Origin of the sequence: Aeromonas sp. 9A (genome assembly GCF_963900955.1) — a bacterium.
GTDB lineage: Bacteria > Pseudomonadota > Gammaproteobacteria > Enterobacterales > Aeromonadaceae > Aeromonas > Aeromonas salmonicida.
In genome coordinates, this window is sequence record NZ_CAWRFG010000001.1 from 2,664,586 (window position 1) to 2,683,721 (window position 19,136).

Here is a 19,136-nt window from a genome sequence, read left to right on the forward strand (position 1 = left end):
CGATGGTATCGCCACGCTGTGAGCTGGGCAAATCTCCGATGAGGTTTTCATGCTGGACCAGCAATGATGTGGATGGCACTTGGGTTGTCATTCTGAGTGAGCAGTAAATCCGGACAGGATCCTGTGTAGGATCCTCAGGTTTATGGCATAATCAGCCACCGATGAGAACAAGTCCCGGCATCTCAGGGACTTGTATGGTTAAAATCATCGGCGGTAAGGACTTTTTCCTTTGACTATCAGTTGTTGGACCTATAATATTCGCGCCCTATGCAAAAGGTGAAGTTGCCCGTTAAGGTTGATCCAGTCCGTAATGCCTTGAAGCTGCTCGACTATGTCGGGATAGTGGAAAAGTCGCAGATGCCCAGGCTGGAGGAATCAACCGCAGGCTTGCAGAGTGATGTTGATGTATCACTGCACTTTGGCAAAGATGTCCAGAAGTTGACCGTTATGAAAGGCACTGCCCATGCCAAGGTTGACCTGGTTTGCCAGCGTTGTGGAGAGACATTCGAGCACCTTTGTGAAGCTGATTTTATCTACACTCCGCTGTTTGAAAAAACAAACGAGGAAGAACTGCCGGAAGCTTATGAGCCCATTGAGTTGGACGAAAACGGCGAGATAGATCTTCATCAAGTTCTGGAGGATGAACTCATCCTCTCGTTGCCTCAGGTGGCAATGCATCCAATGGATGCGTGCCCTCGCGGTAACATGGACATGACTTGGGGTGATATCGAACCTGCTGATGAGCGGCCGAATCCCTTTGCAGTTCTTGAAGAGCTTAAACGTAAGTGAATCTAGGAGTTAGCCTACAATGGCCGTACAACAGAACCGTAAAACCCGTGCCAAGCGTGGCATGCGTCGTTCACACGATGCGCTGACCAGTGCAGCTCTGACTGTTGATCAGACCAGTGGTGAAATTCATCGTCGTCACCATGTGACTGCCGATGGTTTCTACCGCGGTAAAAAGGTAATCGCTTAAGGATTGCCTTTGTCTACGCAAACTGTCGCGCTAGACATAATGGGGGGAGATATTGGCCCCTCGGAAACAGTGCCTGCCGTTGTGCAGGCACTGTCTCTTTTGCCCCAGCTAAAACTCATTCTGGTTGGTGATCAACACCAGACCACTGCCTTATTGCAGCAACATGGCTTGCTGACTCATCCTCGCGTTCGTTTCGTACATGCATCCCAAGTGGTTGGCATGGGCGACAAGCCGATCGTGGCGCTGAGAACTCTGAAAGACTCCTCCATGCGGGTTGTGCTCAATCTGGTGAAAGCCGGTGAGGCCGATGCCTGCGTCAGTGCCGGTAATACCGGTGCCCTGATGGCCATGGCCAAGTGTGTACTCAAATCCTTGCCCGGTGTCGACAGACCTGCGCTCATCAAGGCGCTGCCGACCTTGAGCGGCAAGCGTACCGTGATGCTGGATCTCGGCGCCAATGTCAGCTGCGATGCCGACACCCTGTTGCAGTTCGCTGTGATGGGGTCGGTGGTAGCCGAAAAGGTTGAAGGCATTACGTCGCCCCGGGTTGCCTTGCTCAACGTGGGGGAGGAGGAGATAAAGGGCAATGACCTGGTGCGTCACAGCGCAGAGCTGCTCCGTCAGTGCAGCGCACTCAATTTCGTTGGCTTTGTCGAGGGGGATCGCATCTTCAGCGGCGAGTGTGATGTTATTGTCTGCGATGGTTTTGTTGGCAATGTCGCCCTCAAAACGGCGGAAGGGGTAGTGCGGATGATGGCCCAGCTGGCCGGATATCCCCGCAAAAAACGCAGTTTTCTTGGCCGACTCGCCGGATTTATGTTCAAACGACGTTTTTCTTACCTGAACCCCGACCAGTATAACGGTGCAAGTCTGTTAGGATTGCGCGGCATTGTGGTAAAAAGCCATGGGCGAGCCGAACGGCACGCTCTGTGTAATGCGATCCTGCTGGCCGCACAAGAGGCCAAGCATCAACTTCCATTGCAAATAGCAGATCGCCTTGAATCTGTCTTTTCCGACAGGGATCTATAAGAAATCTATGCATAGCAAAATTCTGGGTACTGGCAGTTATCTGCCGAGTTCAGTGCGTACCAACGCCGATCTCGAGCAAATGGTTGAAACCAGTGATGAGTGGATCGTGGAACGTACCGGGATCCGTGAACGCCGTATTGCCGGTGCCGACGAAACTGTCGCCACCCTGTCTCACCAGGCCGCCCTGCGCGCCCTGGAAGCTGCGGGTCTGACCGCTGCCGATCTCGACATGATAGTGCTGGCCACCACCAGCGCCGAAAACGCCTTCCCGGCTGCCGCCTGCGAGCTGCAGGGATTACTCGGTGTGCCAGGCATTCCTGCATTTGACGTGGCCGCCGCCTGCGCCGGTTTCACCTATGCGCTCTCCATTGCCGATCAGTTCGTCAAGTCCGGGGCCGCCCGCCATGTGCTGGTTGTTGGTGCCGATGTGCTGTCCCGCATGTGTGACCCGCAAGATCGTGGCACCATCATACTGTTTGGTGACGGGGCCGGGGCTGTGATTGTTGGTGCAAGCGAGACGCCTGGGATCCTTTCAACGCACCTCCATGCCGATGGCCGTTATGGCGATCTGCTCAAGCTGCCGCACCCTCGTCGCGGCATGCCGGGCGCCGAGCTCGAAGCCTACATGTATATGAAGGGCAACGATGTGTTCAAGGTGGCGGTGACGCGGCTGAGCGAGATCGTGACCGAGACGCTGGCAGCCGCTGGCATAGCGCCGAGCGAACTCGACTGGCTGGTACCGCACCAGGCCAACTTCCGCATCATCAGCGCGACCGCCAAGAAGCTCGGCATGAGCCTCGATAAAGTGGTGCTGACCCTCGACAAACACGGCAACACCTCTGCTGCCTCCGTGCCCATTGCCTTTGATGAAGGGGTGCGTGACGGCCGGATCAAACCGGGCCAGCTGGTACTGCTGGAGGCCTTCGGCGGTGGTTTCGCCTGGGGTTCGGCGCTGATCCGCCTCTGATCTTCAGCGGGATGGCGCCCAAGCATCATCCCGTGACCGATTTCGTTTTGTCTTACCTTAAAGGAATCAATGATGACCCAATTTGCCATTGCCTTCCCGGGACAAGGCTCCCAAGCCGTTGGCATGCTGGCCGAGCTGGCCGAGCAACACGCCGTGATCAAGGAAACCTTCGCCGAGGCGAGCCAGGTGCTGGGTTATGACCTGTTTGCCCTGGTCATGGATGGTCCGGTTGAAGATCTGAACAAAACCTGGCGTACCCAGCCAGCGTTGCTGACGGCATCCGTCGCCCTGTGGCGTCTGTGGCAACAGCAGGGTGGGGCGACCCCCGCCATGATGGCCGGCCACAGTCTGGGTGAGTACTCTGCACTGGTGTGCAGTGGCTCGCTGGATTTCGCCGATGCGGTCAAACTGGTTGAACTGCGTGGTTTGGCCATGCAGGAAGCCGTACCGGAAGGGACCGGTGCCATGGCGGCCATCATAGGTCTGGATAACGAAGCCATCGCCGCCAACTGCGAAAAAGCGGCGCAAGGTCAGGTGGTCTCTCCGGTCAACTTCAACTCCCCGGGCCAGGTGGTGATCGCCGGTCACAAGGAAGCGGTTGAGCGCGCAAACGTACTGATGAAAGAGTCTGGCGCCAAGCGGGCATTGCCGCTGCCGGTCTCGGTGCCATCCCACTGTGCACTGATGAAACCTGCCGCAGAAAAACTGGCGGCTGCGCTGGACGGGATCGAGATCAAGGTTCCAACCATCGCAGTCATCAATAATGTCGACGTATCCTGTGAACAGGATCCGGCCGCCATCAAGCAAGCGCTGGTGCGTCAGCTGTTCAGTCCGGTCCGTTGGACCGAGACGGTGGAGCGGATGGCCAATGAAGGTGTCACCCTCGAGATCGAGATGGGGCCGGGCAAGGTATTGACCGGGCTGGCCAAGCGCATCGACAAGCGCGTGGAAGGTATCCATGCCAACGATGTAGCCTCTTTCGAGCTGGCGCTGGCCCAGTTCAAGTAAACAGGAGCAGATAATGAGTTTTACCAATAAGGTTGTGTTGGTGACCGGTGCCAGTCGTGGTATCGGCCGTGCGATTGCCGAGACATTTGCGGCCCGTGGCGCAAAAGTCGTCGGCACAGCGACCAGCGACAGCGGCGCAGAGGCTATCAGCGCCTATCTGGGTGAGCAGGGTTGTGGCATGGCACTGAACGTGACCAGTCCTGAATCCATCGAGACTGTTTTCGCGGCCATCAAGGCGCGTTTCGGCGACATCGATATCCTGATCAACAATGCCGGCATCACCCGCGACAACCTGTTGATGCGTATGAAAGATGACGAGTGGAATGAAATCATCGACACCAACCTGACTTCCCTCTATCGTCTGAGCAAGCCAGTATTGCGCGCCATGATGAAGAAGCGTCATGGCCGGATTATCAGCATCGGCTCCGTGGTCGGAACCATGGGCAATGCAGGCCAGGTCAACTATGCAGCCGCCAAGGCGGGTCTGGTTGGCTTTACCAAATCGTTGGCTCGGGAAGTGGCATCCCGTGGCATTACAGTGAATGCGGTTGCGCCCGGTTTTATCGAGACCGACATGACCCGGGCACTGAATGACGAACAACGTGCCGGCATCATGAATCAGGTGCCAGCAGCCCGTTTGGGTGATCCAAAAGAAATTGCCGCAGCTGTGGTATTCTTGGCGTCTGATGATGCCGCCTATATCACTGGCGAAACCCTGCATGTTAACGGCGGGATGTACATGGTGTAATCAATTTGTCGTGAGATCTGTTCAAATTTGCGATAGTACGCCGAAGTTTGGCGAATTTCGTGGTTTGACCAGAGGCAAGCTACTTGCAAACTGACGTTAATTGAATAAACTACCCCAACCAGACGCAATAGCGTATTTTTAAAGGAAAATTCAGGTCATGAGCAACATCGAAGAACGCGTAAAGAAAATCATCATCGAACAACTGGGTGTTAAAGAGGAAGACGTCAAGAACGCTGCCTCCTTCGTCGACGACCTGGGCGCTGACTCTTTGGATACCGTTGAACTGGTAATGGCGCTGGAAGAAGAATTCGATACCGAAATTCCTGATGAAGAAGCCGAAAAGATCACTACTGTTCAAGCGGCTATCGATTACATCACCGCTAATCAGGAATAAGTTCCTGTTCTGAAAGAAGCGGCCCAAGGGCCGCTTCTTTTATGTTTACTCCCTTTCAAAATACCTCTCGGAGACTACCTCAGTGTCAAAACGCAGAGTCGTGGTGACCGGCTTGGGGATGCTTTCCCCGGTGGGCAACACTGCTGAATCCAGCTGGCAAGCCCTGCTCAACGGGCAGAGCGGCATTTCTCCTATCGAACATTTTGATGCCAGCGAGTTTGCGACCCGTTTCGCAGGCCAGGTCAAAGAGTTTGATCCCGAACAGTACGGTATCAACCGCAAAGAAGCCCGCAAGATGGATCTCTTCATCCAGTACGGCGTGGCGGCGGGGATCCAGGCGCTCGATGATGCGGGTCTGGTTGTCAATGAAGACAATGCAGAGCGGGTCGGTGTGGCCATAGGTTCCGGTATCGGCGGTCTGGGTCTTATCGAACAGAACCATACCAGCCTGATCAACGGTGGCCCGCGCAAGCTGAGCCCCTTCTTCGTGCCTTCTACCATCATCAATATGGTGTCCGGTCATCTCTCCATCATGAAGGGACTGCAAGGCCCCAACATAGCGGTGACTACTGCTTGTACCACAGGCACCCATGCCATCGGCATGGCTGGCCGCATGATCGCCTACGGTGATGCGGACGTGATGGTAGCCGGCGGTACCGAAAAGGCTTCTACCCCCATGGGAATGGGCGGTTTTGCGGCTGCCAAGGCACTCTCTACCCGCAACGACGAGCCCCAGAAGGCGAGTCGCCCGTGGGACAAGGATCGTGACGGTTTTGTGCTGGGTGATGGCGCGGGTGTGCTGGTACTGGAAGAGTATGAACACGCCAAGGCCCGTGGCGCCAAGATCTATGCCGAGCTGGTTGGCTTTGGCATGAGTGGCGATGCATATCATATGACGGCACCTCCCTCTGACGGCAGCGGTGGCGCGCGCGCCATGAAAAATGCCATCAAGGATGCCGGTATCGCTCCCGAGCAGATTGGTTACATCAATGCTCACGGCACTTCTACTCCCTTGGGTGATGTGGCCGAGCTGCGTGGCATGAAGCAGGTGTTTGGCGAGCATGCCAGCGCCCTGATGATCAGCTCCACCAAGTCCATGACCGGCCATCTGCTGGGGGCGGCGGGTGCTATCGAAGCCATCATCACAGTGCTGGCGCTGCGTGATCAGGTGGCTCCACCCACCATCAATCTGGACAATCCGGATGAAGAGTGCGATCTGGATCTGGTGCCCCACGTAGCCAAACCTGGTCACTTTGAGTATGCCTTGTCCAACTCGTTCGGTTTTGGCGGCACCAATGGCTCACTGATCTTCAAACGCGTATAATTCGCCCCAGGGCGGATGACTCGGGCCCGATACTGCCGGTATCGGGCCTTTTTTATCGGAGGGATCCTTTTGCTTATCAATGGAATGCAGACAGATACTGTGTCCGCCAGGGATCGTGGGCTGGCCTATGGGGATGGTCATTTCACCACCATGCTGGTCAGAAACGGTCAGGTCGTCTGGTGGCCTGCCCATCTGGCACGGCTGCAGCAGGCCAGTGCCAGACTCGGATTTACCGGAATGGACTGGTCAACCTTGACCCAGGAGGCGGCGCAATTGGCTGCCGGCCAGACGCAGGCTGTCGCCAAGGTGATGCTGACCCGGGGAACGGGCGGGCGCGGTTATGACGGCAGTGCCTGCGAGGCGCCTACCCGTATCGTCTCCCTTGCCGATTACCCGAGCCATTATCAGGGTTGGCAGCAAAACGGCATTCCCCTGCTGGTTTGCCAGCAACGGCTCGGCGACGCCCCCATGCTGGCGGGACTCAAGACCCTGAACCGGCTGGAACAGGTTTTGCTGAAAAGCGAACTTGCGACGCGTTCGGGAGTCGAAGGTATAGTCTTGAACAGTCGGGGATTTCTGGTAGAAGGTGTCAGTGCCAATCTGTTTTGGCGCCGTGGCAAGACGGTGTTTACACCGGATCTTTCCCACTGCGGTATTGATGGCATCATGCGGCGCCATGTGATGGCGATGCTAAAACAGATGAGTATTGAACTGCGTGTCGTGGAGGCTCCGCTGGAGTCACTGTGGCAGGCCGAAGAGGTGTGGCTGACCAATACCCTGATGGGCATAGTGCCGGTGACCGGCATTGGGGATACTCAGTATCCGAGCCCGGTATTGATCCGCCGTTTACAGGAGCGTTTGGTCATTGAAGTTTAATCGGCTTTACACCCTGCTCGCGGGCGCGGCGCTGACAGTTGCCGTGGCCGGGGGCTATGTATATCACAAGTGGCAGCAGGTGGAGACGCTCACCAACAAGGGGCCGACTCGCCTCTTTACCGTCGAGAAAGGGGCCCATGCGGCGCGCCTGATCGCCGAGCTGGGGGAGGGGGAAACCAGTCCCTGGGCCGTGCGGCTTTGGCTGCGCGGTCACCCCGAGCTGGTTGCCATCAAATCCGGTACCTACGAGATCAAGGAAGGGGCGCCACTTAAAGAGACCCTTTCTCTGTTTGCATCGGGCAAGGAGTTTCACTTCAGCCTCACCTTCGTCGAGGGGTCCCGTTTTGAGGACTGGCTGAAGCAGCTCTCCGGCGCGCCCTATCTGGAGCGGCTGACCGTGGAGCAATCTGAAGCTGATCTGGCTCACGAGCTTGGCATCGACAATGGCAAGCTGGAGGGTTGGTTCCTGCCGGAGACCTACGCCTATACCACCCATGCTAGCGACATCTCCATACTGCGTCGCGCTTATCAGGACATGAAAGCCTTCCTGCAACAGAGCTGGGACAAGCGCCAGGCCAATCTGCCCTACAAGACCCCTTATGAAGCGCTGATCATGGCTTCCATCATCGAAAAAGAGACGGGCCAGCCGGACGAGCGGGCGCAGATCGCCTCCGTGTTCGTCAACCGCTTGCGTCTAGGCATGAAGCTGCAGACAGATCCTACCGTCATCTACGGGGTCAAGGATCGTTACGATGGCAATATCCGCCGCAGCGATTTGACGGACGTGAATCCGTACAACACCTATGTGATCGATGGCCTGCCGCCTACGCCCATCGCCATGCCCGGCAAGGCTTCCATCGAAGCGGCCCTCAACCCCAAGTCGACCGACTATCTCTATTTCGTCGCCAAAGGGGGCGGTGCCCACTATTTCTCCAAGACCCTCGATGAACACAATCGGGCGGTTCGCGAATACATATTGAAGAAACCCTAATGTCTAAATTTATCGTGATTGAAGGACTGGAAGGGGCAGGGAAGAGCTCCGCGGTACGTTATGTTACCGATTATCTGCAACGCCACGGCATCGACCAGATCGAATGCACCCGTGAGCCCGGGGGAACCCCGCTGGCCGAGCGGATGCGCGCCATCGTCAAGGAGGTGCACGACGAGCGCCTTACCATCGAAGCCGAGCTGTTGCTGATGTATGCCTCCCGGGTGCAGCTGGTCGAGACCCGGATCAAGCCAGCTCTGGCTGAGGGTCGCTGGGTGGTGGGGGATCGTCACGATCTCTCCTCCCAGGCCTATCAGGGCGGTGGCCGTGGCATCGATGCGGGGCTCATCGGCGCCATCAAGCAGGCGGTGCTCGGTGACTTCAAACCGGATCTCACCCTCTATCTCGATATCGATCCTGCCCTTGGTTTGCAGCGAGCCCGTCATCGTGGCGAGCTGGACAGGATCGAACTGGAGCAGCTCAGCTTCTTCGAGCGCACTCGCAGCCGTTATCTCGAACTGGCCGCCAAGGATGATTCCATCCGGGTGATCGATGCCGGACAAACTCCGGATCAGGTCAAAACGGCCATCGAGGCCGCACTGGATCACTACCTGTCGAACGAGCACGTATGTATCCCTGGCTGATCCCGGATTGGCATGCCCTGAGTCAGACGGCCCAGGCCGGTCGGCTGGGTCATGCCTGGTTGTTGCTCGGCGATCCTGGTCTTGGCAAGGAACAGCTTGCAGAACGATTGGCGCGCTTGCACCTCTGCCAGCAACCGGATCGCGGAGAGCCCTGTGGCCAGTGCCACTCGTGCCAGCTGTTTGACAAGGGACATCACCCGGATCTTGGTACCGTTACAGTCGACAGCAAGACCATAGGGGTCGAAGCTATTCGCGAGATCTGCGCTCGCTTGCAGAACTCGGCCCAGCTTGGCCGGGGCAAAGTGGTGATCATTTCGGATGCGGAGCGCATGACGGAGTCCGCTGCCAACGCCTTGCTGAAGACATTGGAAGAGCCGGCCGGCGATAGTCTCTTGCTGCTGATTGCCTCCCAGGTTTCCCGTCTGTTGCCCACTATCCTGAGCCGCTGTCACAAGCACGTCTGCCAGTTGCCGACGGAAGGGGAGACGGTGCGCTGGCTGGCCGAACAGGGTCACCAGGCCACATTGGCTCAGGTGCGGATCTGCCAGGGAGCCCCGCTGCGGGTGCTACGTTACATCGAAGAGCAGCAGGATGGCAAACGCCGGGAGTTGCTGGAGAGTTTCGTCTCCCTGTCACTGACCCCGACTCGGGCCACCCATGTCTGCAGCCAGCTGGCGGATGAAACTCAGGTCAGGCTGCACTGGTTGCAGCTGTTTTTGTGCGATGCACTCAAGACTCAGGCCGGCTGTGGTCATCATCAGCTGGCGATGCCGGATCTGGCGGCCCTCAGCCAGCAGTTGGCCGAGGGCAACTCCAGCGAAAAGTTGCTGGAGGCGGAGCAGCAGCTCGTGGCGCTCAAGGCCGCCTGCCAACCTGGCCAGCTCTCCAATGCCACCATTCATCTGATGAACTGGCTCAGCCGCTGGTTATAAATCTGACAAGACGCAAAGGTTCTTTATGTTACTCGTTGATTCCCATTGCCACCTCGATCGCCTCAGCTATGGCAGCAAGCAGACCGACATGGCCGACGTGTTGGCCAAGGCTGCGCAGCAGGACGTGGGATACTTTCTGTGTGTAAGTGTCACCCAGGAACAGTTTCCGACCATGCTGGCGGCGATCGCCCCTTATCCCCAGGTGTTTGCTTCCTGTGGCGTGCATCCGCTCAATCAGGAACCCGGTGTCGATGCCGAGCTGTTGCTGACGCAGGCCAGCGATGAAAGAGTGGTGGCCATAGGGGAAACCGGGCTCGACTACTTCTACTCGCCGGAAAACAAGGAGGTGCAGCAAGCTTCCTTCCGCGAACACATCCGGGTCGCTCGTGCCTTGAACAAGCCGCTGATCATTCACACCCGTGATGCCCAGCAAGATACCCTGCAGATCATGCGTGAAGAGGGGGCCGACCAGGTGGGCGGTGTGTTGCACTGTTTCACCGAATCCCTGGAGATGGCCCAGGCCGCGATGGAGATGGGTTTTTATATTTCCATTTCCGGCATAGCGACCTTCAAGAATGCATCCGCGCTGCAAGCCGTGGTCAAGGCGTTGCCGCTGGAACGCTTGCTGGTTGAAACAGACTCTCCTTATCTCGCCCCTGTGCCTCATAGGGGGAGGGAGAACGAACCTGCCTTTGTGCGAGATGTTGCCCAGTTTATTGCCGACCTTCGTCAGATGCCGCTGACCGAGTTGGCAGAGGTGACCAGCCGAAACTTCTTTGAACTGTTCAAGTTGGCAAAAAAATAGACGACGAGGCCCCGGATAAAGGGGCCTCTTTATTTAAAATTATCCGCACACTTCCCCTCGTTATCACTGTCCATGCCACTTGTTATCTCTCACAACGCATTTAATGTCAGCGCGATGAGGTCGCTGATAAACCGGTTCATTACAGATGATATTGCTGCAGGCGAGCATCGAGGTTCAGGGGGGGGTTTAATTAGCAGTTCTATAAGTATCGATAATATTCATTATCGATACTTGATGTATATGAAGAATCCTGTAAGATCCTCCCAAACCCCGCATTGAATCATAGACTTACGTGGCTTACCCAACCGTCTCACCCCCTGTTTATCAGTCATTGCAGGCTGTGTTCGATCCTCAGCTCAATAGTCGGGCGAGACGCTTCTTGCGCAGTGCCAAAGCGGATTCCACCCTCAATGCCTATCAGGCCGATACACGTATTTTCGTATTCTGGTGCCAGCTCCACGGGCTTGACCCGCTGCAAACCACTCATCACGACATCATGAATTTTCTGGCGGATCAGGCCGATGGCATATTGGCGGACTGGGTGTGGCTGGATAAAGAGGAAGGGAAAGGGGAGCTGCGCAACGGTGAACCACGTAAACCTGCGACCCTGGTCAGGCGACTGGCCGGGATCCGCTACGCCTTCAAGCAGAAAGGCATTCATCCCATGCCGACCGAGCATGCCGAAATCAAGGAGATGATGCGTGGCATAGTGCGTCTTGGCGATAACCGCAAGCGCAAGACGGGGGCGCTAACCCTGCAACCGCTGGCCAGGGTACTCGATGAAATCGACACCTCCAACCTAGCCGGTTTACGGGATCACACCCTGCTGCTGCTGATGTTCAGTGGTGCCTTGCGCCGCTCGGAGGCGGCCAAAATCGAGGTCAGCGATCTCGATTTTGTGGGGCAGGGGATCCGGCTTCGCCTCAAGCCGAGCAAACATCAGCTCCATGAAACCGAGATAGCGCTCATACCCGGCAAGCAATATTGCCCCGTCTCGGCGCTGCACACCTGGCTTAAAAAAAGTCGGATCGGCGAGGGTGCGCTGTTTCGTCGCATGAACCGCTGGGGTCAGCTTATGTCGGAACCCCTCGGCCCCCAGGGGATAAACCTGATGATCAAGCGGCGCACCGGCCAGGCCATCGACGATCTTTATGTCAGTGGCCACAGCCTGCGACGGGGATTCATCACCTCGGCCGTCACCGCCGGCAAGCCCATGAACAAGATCATTGAGGTGACTCGCCACAAGGACATGCGTACCCTGCAGGAGTATTTCGACGATGCCCACAAGTTCTCCGATCACGCACTGGATGGCTTGTTGTGACACTCCGCGTCACTGCATTTTTTATGTTAAATTATATCTTATTGATCTGATGATATATTTATCGCGCTTTGCCAAAGTGCCTGATGGGAGGGGAGAGCTTTCTTGTTCAGGCAACAATGCACCGCATGTTAGAGATAACAAACATTAAAACAGAACATTGCAAGGTCATATGAGCCAGGAAATAAATGTTAATGAGCCCCAAGCGGCAGCCCCACACAACAATGCCGAACGACAGCGCCAGCATGTGAAACGCAAGCAGGAAACCCATAGCCGGTTGCAGTGCTGGATAAGCAATCGCCACGCCGAGCGGTTACAGGAATTGGGGATGCACCTTGAAGACAGCCAGGCTTCGCTCATCGAGCAGGCGATCGATCTGCTCTATCAGCATGAGCTGTCATCCCAGCCCCAGATTGAGAAAGAGATAGCGGATGTGCTTGAGTGAAAGGCAGAAAACAGAAAGTCCGGACATAAAAAAAGCCAGGTACGAATTCCTTGTACCTGGCATAGGGGAATTGGCTCCTTGCAGAGCCGTGCGCTAACTGGTGTTCGGATAGCCTTAAGCTTAGACAAGGCTCAAGGCTTTTCAAGATCCGAATAAAAGTTCAACCGAAGTGTGGGTTTCCAGACTCGATCAGGCGCGGCGCTTATGCACCGAACAGATTGTTGTCGCGCACCAGCTCACGGGGCAGGGCGTTCTTGACCCGGCTACCGACCCACTTCCCCATGCCCAGGGTATGCCCCTGATAACGAACGATCACCTCGCCAGTGCCGGCCTCCTGCTCGGGCCAGACGTCCCGCCCCATCATGAATTCTCGCGCATTGGCACTGTCGAGTTCGACAACCCCTTGTGTCGCCTTGTCGCCATAGGCCAGCGCCCACTCATGGGTAAGGCGATAGCCCTTCTTGAAGGTCTCCGCCAGCTTGATGCCGATGCGATCGAAACGCAGCTTGCCCTGCACCTGCCCAAACAGGTGAGGGAAGAGCCAGATCTCGTCATTGCGACCAAACAGCTGACCTTGGGGCACCACACCAAAATTGGCTTCAATCTCGCGCAACATGGGCTCAGCCTCTTTGGCCGGCAGTGGCGAGAAGGGGAACTTGCCGAGTTTGCCCGGCTTGAACATGGTGTTGGGCACTGAGTGATGCTTGCGCAATCTGGCGACGAAAAAGCCTTCACTGTCGAAGATCTGGGGCCAAACGTGCAGATATCCTTCGGGCGTACAGGCCTGCTCCGCATTGGGGAACAGGTCGGCCAGCGAATCTACGGTCAGGGCATCGCCGAACTTGTCCAGCAGGGACTGACAGACCGCCTGGTTCTCCTGCTGGCTCAAGGTGCAAGTGGAGTAGACCAGCACGCCGCCGGGTTTGAGGGCGTGAAAGGCGCTCTCCAACAACCCTTGCTGCACCGCCGCAATCTCGTCGATGCTCTCGATACTCCAGTTGCGCAAGGCATCTTCATCTTTGCGCACCGTCCCTTCACCGGAGCAGGGTGCATCGAGCAAGATGGCATCGAAGGTCTCCGGCAACCACTGGCCAAACACCTTGGCATCGAAGTGAGTCATGCCCACATTGGTAACGCCACAGCGCTGGATGTTGGCACTCAGCACCTTGAGCCGACTGCTGGAATATTCATTGGCAACCAGCATGCCCTGGTTGTTCATCAAGGCCGCGATCTGGGTGGTCTTGGAACCAGGGGCGGCCGCCGCATCCAGCAGCATGCCATCTCGCTTGACCTGATCGCTGGCAAATAGCGCCGTCACCGGCAACATGGAGCTCGCTTCCTGAATATAAAAGAGGCCGCTCAGGTGCTCTGCCGTATTGCCAAGGGGCACGGACTCATCGGCCCGGGTCAACCAGAAACCGGTCTCGCACCAGGGAACGGCATCGAATTGCCAGTCAAGTGGCTGCATCTGCATCACAAAGTCGGAGACAGATATCTTCAGCGTGTTGACCCGGATGCTGCGCCGCAGCGGCCGCCGACAACTGGCTACGAATTCATCCATGGAGAGATGAGCCGGCATGATGGCCGCAATATGGTGCAAGAAGTGATCGGGAAGATAGGTATTGTCGTGCACGGCGCCGTCTCGTTGACCCAAAATAAGGGGCGATATCCTATCACAAGGCTAGGAATTTTCTTAACAGTGCCGACCGGCAACATAAAAAAGCCCGGCGTCATGGCCGGGCTAGTGTAATAGGAAAGAGACGATCAGGGCAGAATGCGAGGGCTCCACTCCAGCCACTCTTTCTCTGCCTTGCCATGCAAGGGGTAACGATGGCCCGCCTTGACGGTCGGCCCCATCTCCCGCTCTGGGGTATTGAAGGCAATGCCGCCCGCCAGCAGGCTCTGCACGGTTTCCACTTCGATGGTGCCCCCGGTCAAACCTATGTCGGCCTTGACGCCGGAGACGTTCCAGAAGCGCGAATTAGCCCGAACCAGGTGGGCATACTCCTGATCAACGCTCACATCGATCAACACTTCGCTGCCATCACGCGCCAACGCCACGCCTGTGACGCTACCAACAACCAGTTTGCGAAACAGCAAGGGGCTGCCAACACTCAAGCCGCTGACTGACGGGCTCTTGAGGGTCAAGGCCAGCCCAACCGGGCCCGTCTGACTCAAGGGAAAACGGTCCTTGCCCGCCCCCTGACCTGGCTGAGCCTCCACGAAGGCTCCCTTGATCAGGGTATCGAGGTGAGCTATGCCGCCCAATCCCAGCTTGGCTTGTACCAGGGTAAAGCGGGCACCGGATTGCATAAAGCGCTCCGCATACTGACCATCCAGCTCGGCCTTGAAGATCACCTGACCCAGCGATGGCTCCAGCTCGATTTGCTCAATCTTGCCGATGTCGACACCGCGATAGCGGATCGGGCTGCCGACCCCCAGACCCGGATTGTTGTCGGCCACCAGGGAGAGGGCGCGCACTTTCGCCCGCGCCTGCTCTTTGCTATCAAACAGTTGATGGCTGCTGCGGCCGGTTCCCAGCCGGTCAAACTCGATGGCACCGCGCAGCAGGGTAGCAAGATTGCCCACCTTGACGTGTACGCCATCGACGCGCACCCGGGTATCCAGGGCCGGTTTTTTCCAGAACTGCGGCTGCCGGGAGAGCAGGGGGGCATAAACGCCGTCAATCTCCAGCTCGATCTCCACCCCTTCTTTGGCCGCGCGCAGTTGCTTAACCTTGCCCGCCTCAAGCCCCAGATAGAGCACGGGTGAGCCGATGCCGATACCATCTGCCTGTTCTGCCTTGAGCAACCAGCGCTGAGGCTTGGCGTCCCGGGTACCGAGCAATGCCAGCTCCTGGCTCGGGTAGAGGCGGTTGATGCGCTCACCGGTGACGGCCTGCACCAGCTTGATACCGCCGCCAATCCAGACGCTGGCCGGGCTGGTTTCCACCTTGATACCGCTGAGATCGGCATCGATCTGCAGCGGCGAGGCACGATAGAAGCGGGCCCGTTTCAGCAAGTGCTGATATTGCGTATTGACCACCAGAGCGACGCTGGCATTGCCGTTTGCATCCAGGCTCAGCTGGTTTATCTGACCAATCTGCAACCCCTTGTACCAGAGCGGAGCCCCTTCATTGAGGCCCGCCAGATCATCGGCCAACAGTGTGAGTCGGGTGCCGCTGACCTGATCCTGGCCGCTCAAGGTGATGGCTTTGACCCTTTCCCCCGCCACATAGTCGAGGCGAATGGCAGGCCCTGCCAGCAGGCGATCAGCGTGCTTGAGACCACTGGCGCCGAGGGAAACCGTCTCCCAGACCAGTCGGCTTTCGCCGGTGATCCGAAATGCTTGTTCCGGGTTGATCAAAGCCGTCACGATCCGGCCCTTGTTAGTCAGGCGAATGGGGTCAATACGGCCAATCTCGATCCCCTCATAGAGGATGGGCATTCCCTCCTTGATGGGAAGATCCCCCGCGGCTATGTCGATACGCTCACCACGAGCGGCCTCGGCCAGTCCCTTGTAGAGGGTGAAGGTCTGACCCTTTTGTGGCTCTGGCGATGCTTTGGGAGAGTCAAATGCTATGCCGCCGCTGAGGATGGAGGTGAGGCTGCCCGCCTCCACACTGACGCCGGCCAGACTGAAGGACCCCTTGATGCCGCTGATGTTCCAGAAACGGGTATCAGCCTTGACGAGGTGCTCGAAGCGCGGCTCAATCACCAGATCCAGGATCACGTTCTGGTTGTCCTGGCCCAAGCGGGTATTGATGACGCTGCCCACCTCGATACCACGGAAATAAAGCCTGGCGCCAATCCCGACCGACCCCAGCGAGTCAGCAGTCAGGTGCAACATGCGCCCTTGAGCCTGATAACCCGGGGGAGGGCCATCCAGTGCATCAAACTCCTCTTCCAGCGGATTGTTGTCCCGGCCGGGCTGCAGGTTGATGTAGTTGCCGGAGACCAGGGTATCGAGGCCGGAAATTTCGGTCAGCGATGCCTTGGGGCTCACCAGCCAGAAGTCGGATCCTTTGCGGATCAGCGAACGGGCTCGGCTGTCTATCTTGGCCAGTACCGTTATCTTGTGGCCATCTTCAGCCAGCTCCAGATCCTGCACCACCCCTATGGCCACCCCCTGATAGCGCAGCTGGGTCTTGCCCGGCAGAATGCCGTTGCCCTGGGCAAAATTGATGCGAATAAGTTGTCCACTGCTCGCAAACTGCTGATAGATGAACCCGACCGCCAGCAAGAGGGCAATGAAGGGCAACAACCAGACTGGCGATAACCAGCGACGCTTCTCAATGACGGGTTCAGCCCCGATCATACCGACTCCTTAATTGGCTGATGTGAACAGCACTTCAGATACAAACAAATCATCAACAAGTCACCTTGTCCAAAAACAGAAAGGGAGATTATCCAAGGGGTATCAGCGGGCCGCTTTGTCCCACAGCAGCCGGGTATCCAGCATCCTGGCCGACATCATGGTCAGCACCACTACGCAGGCAAACGCCGTGGCGCCGGGGCCCGCCCGCACATTGAGCAGCACGCCGCGATCAACCAACGCCACCATCAGCGAGATGACAAACAAATCCAACATGGACCAGCGGCCGATAAAATCAATGATGCGATACATGATGAGCTGACGCTTGCGCCGCACCGGCTTGGTGCGCTGCAACTGCCAGCAGATCCAGCCCAGCCCCAAAATTTTGCCCACCGGCACTATGATGCTGGCAGTCAGCACTATGGTGGCGATCCCCGACATCTTGCTGCGATAGAGCATCATGATACCGCTGAAGATGGTATCGGACTGCAATAATCCCTTGTTATAGAAGTGGGTGATGGGCAGCAGATTGGCGGGCAGCAACATGAAGGTGGCCAGTGCCAGCAAGCCCCATGACCAGGCCAGCGAATGGGGGATGCGCAACTGCAACTTGCTGTGGCAGCGGGGGCAGACTGCGCCGGCCTGATGGCGAACCAGCAAACCGCAGCTGTGACAGCGGCAGAGCCCCAGCTCACGTGCGCTGGTCTGGGTCATGTTCCGGCTCCTCCAGTGGCACCCGCTCCCAGTAAGGTGCGGGATCAAACAGGGTCAGCAGTGTCATGTTGAGCAGCATCAGAATACCCAGACTCAACAAGCCGCCCCCCAGGCGCACATCGGCGATATCGATCAGTTTGAACAGCGCGACCAGCAGGCTGACGATGTAGACCTCCAGCATGGCCCAGTGACGAAACACCTCCACCGCTTTCAGGGTCGGGGCCAGTATGTACCAACGCTTGGCCAGACCACAGGACAGCAAAAAGATACCGAGCAGCAGGCCCACCGGTGCCAGCACGGCGCACCAGAGCACCAGTCCCGCCACCCAGAATTCGTGTTCGACCATCAGCACCAGGATGCCCTTGAGCAAGTTGGCATCCGAGTTCACCCCGGCCAGACGCAGGTAGATAAGCGGTTCGAAGAAGGCGGAGGGCAGCAGCAGAAAACCTGTGATGGTCAGGGCCATCAACTGGGAGGGGCGAAAGGCGTATCGTCCATACAGATGCTGATGGCAACGAGGACAGTGAGCGTGGCGTCGCATTGGCAATAACTTGCGTTCGATCAGCAAGTCGCAAGCCGGGCAGACGATCACGGGATTGGGATCCGACATACGATTCAACCTGTTGAAGGAATTGGTGAAATTTACCCTAAAACCCGCGCCCTGTCTTGCCTGGCACCGTTCTGCCACGAAAGTATGATTGACGTTAACGTAAACGTGATATTAGATAGTCAGACCAGACAAATGAAAGGAGTCATGATGTCCAGCCTTACCCCTTCGGCAGGCCTGCGTTTTCGCACCGCCCTTGCCAACGAACGGCCACTGCAGATCGTCGGCACCATCAATGCCTACATGGCCCTGATGGCCGAACGTAGCGGCTTTGCGGCTATCTATCTCTCCGGTGCCGGTGTGGCCAATGCCTCCCATGGCCTGCCGGATCTCGGCATGACCTCCCTCAATGACGTACTGATCGACGCAGAAAGGATCACCGCAGCCACCAAGGTGCCACTGCTGGTCGACATCGACACCGGCTGGGGCGGCGCCTTCAATATCGCCCGCACCATTCGCGCTTTCGAGCGGGCAGGGGTGGGGGCTGTACACATGGAAGATCAGGTCGCCCAGAAACGCTGCGGCCACAGACCCAACAAGGCGGTTGTATCCCTCAATGAGATGTGCGATCGCATCAAGGCGGCGGTAGATGCCCGTGAGGATCATGACTTCGTCATCATGGCGCGTACCGATGCACTGGCAGTGGAGGGGATTGGTTCTGCGCTGGAGCGCGCCGCCGCTTATGTGGCCGCCGGGGCCGACATGATCTTCGCCGAGGCGGTGACCGAGCTCGGTCAATATGATCGCTTCAAGCAGGCGGCTGGGGTGCCCATCCTCGCCAACATGACAGAGTTCGGCCAGACCGAGTTGTTTGATAAAGAGGCGCTCGCCAAGCATGGGGTCGACATGGTGCTCTATCCCCTGAGTGCCAACCGTGCGGCCAATCAGGCCGCGCTCAACGTCTATCAGCACATTCGCCAGGATGGCCACCAAAGAGCCGTCGTGGACACAATGCAGACCCGGGAAGCCCTGTATGACTTCCTCGGCTATCACCATTACGAGCAGACACTGGATCGTCTGTTCACATCCAGGGATTAGGAGGCAAGG

Annotated in this window: 20 protein-coding genes; 16 read left to right on the forward strand and 4 right to left on the reverse strand. The window is 57.4% G+C overall.

The window, feature by feature from the left end:
- The first annotated feature begins 267 nt into the window (after positions 1-267).
- From yceD to AACX78_RS12430, 15 genes are all read left to right on the forward strand, one after another.
- Positions 268-789, forward strand: coding sequence for a 23S rRNA accumulation protein YceD (gene yceD / locus AACX78_RS12360; RefSeq protein WP_005311491.1), 522 nt, complete (start codon positions 268-270; stop codon positions 787-789).
- A 19-nt stretch (positions 790-808) separates the two neighbouring features.
- On the forward strand, positions 809-976 hold the full coding sequence (gene rpmF, locus AACX78_RS12365) for a 50S ribosomal protein L32 (RefSeq protein ID WP_005311492.1): 168 nt from the start codon (positions 809-811) through the stop codon (positions 974-976).
- Positions 977-985: 9 nt separating this feature from the next.
- Positions 986-2,005 carry a phosphate acyltransferase PlsX gene (plsX, locus tag AACX78_RS12370; RefSeq protein WP_159166374.1) on the forward strand — a complete coding sequence of 340 codons (1,020 nt, stop codon included), beginning with the start codon at positions 986-988 and terminating at the stop codon, positions 2,003-2,005.
- Between the two features lie 7 nt (positions 2,006-2,012).
- Positions 2,013-2,972: a beta-ketoacyl-ACP synthase III gene (locus AACX78_RS12375; protein ID WP_021138909.1), complete on the forward strand. Its 960-nt coding sequence runs from the start codon at positions 2,013-2,015 to the stop codon at positions 2,970-2,972.
- A gap of 72 nt (positions 2,973-3,044) precedes the next feature.
- A complete protein-coding gene (gene fabD / locus AACX78_RS12380; protein ID WP_159167520.1) occupies positions 3,045-3,980 on the forward strand; it encodes an ACP S-malonyltransferase in 936 nt (311 codons plus the stop codon).
- Positions 3,981-3,993: 13 nt separating this feature from the next.
- Entirely contained in the window at positions 3,994-4,728 is a 735-nt protein-coding gene (gene fabG, locus AACX78_RS12385; RefSeq protein ID WP_058394355.1) for a 3-oxoacyl-ACP reductase FabG, read from the forward strand.
- 157 nt (positions 4,729-4,885) lie between these two features.
- Complete coding sequence (gene acpP / locus AACX78_RS12390; protein WP_005300909.1) at positions 4,886-5,122, forward strand: acyl carrier protein; 237 nt, start codon at positions 4,886-4,888, stop codon at positions 5,120-5,122.
- Between the two features lie 82 nt (positions 5,123-5,204).
- Positions 5,205-6,446 (forward strand): beta-ketoacyl-ACP synthase II, encoded by a 1,242-nt coding sequence (gene fabF, locus AACX78_RS12395; RefSeq protein WP_021138906.1) that lies wholly within the window; start codon positions 5,205-5,207, stop codon positions 6,444-6,446.
- Between the two features lie 15 nt (positions 6,447-6,461).
- Entirely contained in the window at positions 6,462-7,322 is an 861-nt protein-coding gene (pabC, locus tag AACX78_RS12400) for an aminodeoxychorismate lyase (protein ID WP_159166375.1), read from the forward strand.
- On the forward strand, positions 7,312-8,313 hold the full coding sequence (mltG, locus tag AACX78_RS12405) for an endolytic transglycosylase MltG (protein WP_021138904.1): 1,002 nt from the start codon (positions 7,312-7,314) through the stop codon (positions 8,311-8,313). The genes pabC and mltG overlap by 11 nt, the downstream gene beginning before the upstream one ends.
- A complete protein-coding gene (gene tmk / locus AACX78_RS12410; protein ID WP_059112037.1) occupies positions 8,313-8,954 on the forward strand; it encodes a dTMP kinase in 642 nt (213 codons plus the stop codon). The genes mltG and tmk overlap by 1 nt, the downstream gene beginning before the upstream one ends.
- Positions 8,939-9,886 carry a DNA polymerase III subunit delta' gene (gene holB, locus AACX78_RS12415; RefSeq protein ID WP_159166376.1) on the forward strand — a complete coding sequence of 316 codons (948 nt, stop codon included), beginning with the start codon at positions 8,939-8,941 and terminating at the stop codon, positions 9,884-9,886. The genes tmk and holB overlap by 16 nt, the downstream gene beginning before the upstream one ends.
- A 25-nt stretch (positions 9,887-9,911) precedes the next feature.
- The gene (locus tag AACX78_RS12420; RefSeq protein ID WP_159166377.1) at positions 9,912-10,691 is read left to right on the forward strand and encodes a TatD family hydrolase; all 780 of its coding nucleotides are present in this window, start codon (positions 9,912-9,914) and stop codon (positions 10,689-10,691) included.
- A gap of 292 nt (positions 10,692-10,983) precedes the next feature.
- Positions 10,984-12,012: a site-specific integrase gene (locus tag AACX78_RS12425; RefSeq protein WP_159166378.1), complete on the forward strand. Its 1,029-nt coding sequence runs from the start codon at positions 10,984-10,986 to the stop codon at positions 12,010-12,012.
- A 169-nt stretch (positions 12,013-12,181) separates the two neighbouring features.
- On the forward strand, positions 12,182-12,454 hold the full coding sequence (locus AACX78_RS12430) for a RepB family protein (RefSeq protein ID WP_159166379.1): 273 nt from the start codon (positions 12,182-12,184) through the stop codon (positions 12,452-12,454).
- 202 nt (positions 12,455-12,656) lie between these two features.
- Here AACX78_RS12430 and rsmF read toward each other — a convergent pair whose 3' ends face one another.
- The 4 genes from rsmF to AACX78_RS12450 form a co-directional block, all read right to left on the reverse strand.
- A complete protein-coding gene (rsmF, locus tag AACX78_RS12435) occupies positions 12,657-14,087 on the reverse strand; it encodes a 16S rRNA (cytosine(1407)-C(5))-methyltransferase RsmF (protein WP_159166380.1) in 1,431 nt (476 codons plus the stop codon).
- Between the two features lie 131 nt (positions 14,088-14,218).
- A complete protein-coding gene (locus AACX78_RS12440) occupies positions 14,219-16,771 on the reverse strand; it encodes an MlaD family protein (RefSeq protein ID WP_159166381.1) in 2,553 nt (850 codons plus the stop codon).
- A 102-nt stretch (positions 16,772-16,873) separates the two neighbouring features.
- A complete protein-coding gene (locus AACX78_RS12445) occupies positions 16,874-17,482 on the reverse strand; it encodes a paraquat-inducible protein A (protein ID WP_005311518.1) in 609 nt (202 codons plus the stop codon).
- Entirely contained in the window at positions 17,460-18,092 is a 633-nt protein-coding gene (locus tag AACX78_RS12450) for a paraquat-inducible protein A (protein ID WP_159166382.1), read from the reverse strand. Before AACX78_RS12450 ends, AACX78_RS12445 begins: the two co-directional genes overlap by 23 nt.
- A 147-nt stretch (positions 18,093-18,239) precedes the next feature.
- Between AACX78_RS12450 and prpB the strand changes: the two genes are divergently transcribed.
- Positions 18,240-19,127, forward strand: a complete 888-nt coding sequence (gene prpB / locus AACX78_RS12455) for a methylisocitrate lyase (RefSeq protein ID WP_159166383.1) — start codon at positions 18,240-18,242, stop codon at positions 19,125-19,127.
- The last annotated feature ends 9 nt before the right edge of the window (positions 19,128-19,136 follow it).

Bases quoted from the DNA above. Each gene is read 5' to 3' on its own strand.
- yceD (WP_005311491.1), top strand. From the start codon at position 268: ATGCAAAAGGTGAAGTTGCCCGTTAAGGTTGATCCAGTCCGTAATGCC.
- rpmF (WP_005311492.1), top strand. From the start codon at position 809: ATGGCCGTACAACAGAACCGTAAAACCCGTGCCAAGCGTGGCATGCGT.
- AACX78_RS12375 (WP_021138909.1), top strand. From the start codon at position 2,013: ATGCATAGCAAAATTCTGGGTACTGGCAGTTATCTGCCGAGTTCAGTG.
- fabD (WP_159167520.1), top strand. From the start codon at position 3,045: ATGACCCAATTTGCCATTGCCTTCCCGGGACAAGGCTCCCAAGCCGTT.
- fabG (WP_058394355.1), top strand. From the start codon at position 3,994: ATGAGTTTTACCAATAAGGTTGTGTTGGTGACCGGTGCCAGTCGTGGT.
- acpP (WP_005300909.1), top strand. From the start codon at position 4,886: ATGAGCAACATCGAAGAACGCGTAAAGAAAATCATCATCGAACAACTG.
- pabC (WP_159166375.1), top strand. From the start codon at position 6,462: ATGACTCGGGCCCGATACTGCCGGTATCGGGCCTTTTTTATCGGAGGG.
- tmk (WP_059112037.1), top strand. From the start codon at position 8,313: ATGTCTAAATTTATCGTGATTGAAGGACTGGAAGGGGCAGGGAAGAGC.
- holB (WP_159166376.1), top strand. From the start codon at position 8,939: ATGTATCCCTGGCTGATCCCGGATTGGCATGCCCTGAGTCAGACGGCC.
- AACX78_RS12420 (WP_159166377.1), top strand. From the start codon at position 9,912: ATGTTACTCGTTGATTCCCATTGCCACCTCGATCGCCTCAGCTATGGC.
- AACX78_RS12430 (WP_159166379.1), top strand. From the start codon at position 12,182: ATGAGCCAGGAAATAAATGTTAATGAGCCCCAAGCGGCAGCCCCACAC.
- AACX78_RS12440 (WP_159166381.1), bottom strand. From the start codon at position 16,771: ATGATCGGGGCTGAACCCGTCATTGAGAAGCGTCGCTGGTTATCGCCA.
- AACX78_RS12445 (WP_005311518.1), bottom strand. From the start codon at position 17,482: ATGACCCAGACCAGCGCACGTGAGCTGGGGCTCTGCCGCTGTCACAGC.
- AACX78_RS12450 (WP_159166382.1), bottom strand. From the start codon at position 18,092: ATGTCGGATCCCAATCCCGTGATCGTCTGCCCGGCTTGCGACTTGCTG.
- prpB (WP_159166383.1), top strand. From the start codon at position 18,240: ATGTCCAGCCTTACCCCTTCGGCAGGCCTGCGTTTTCGCACCGCCCTT.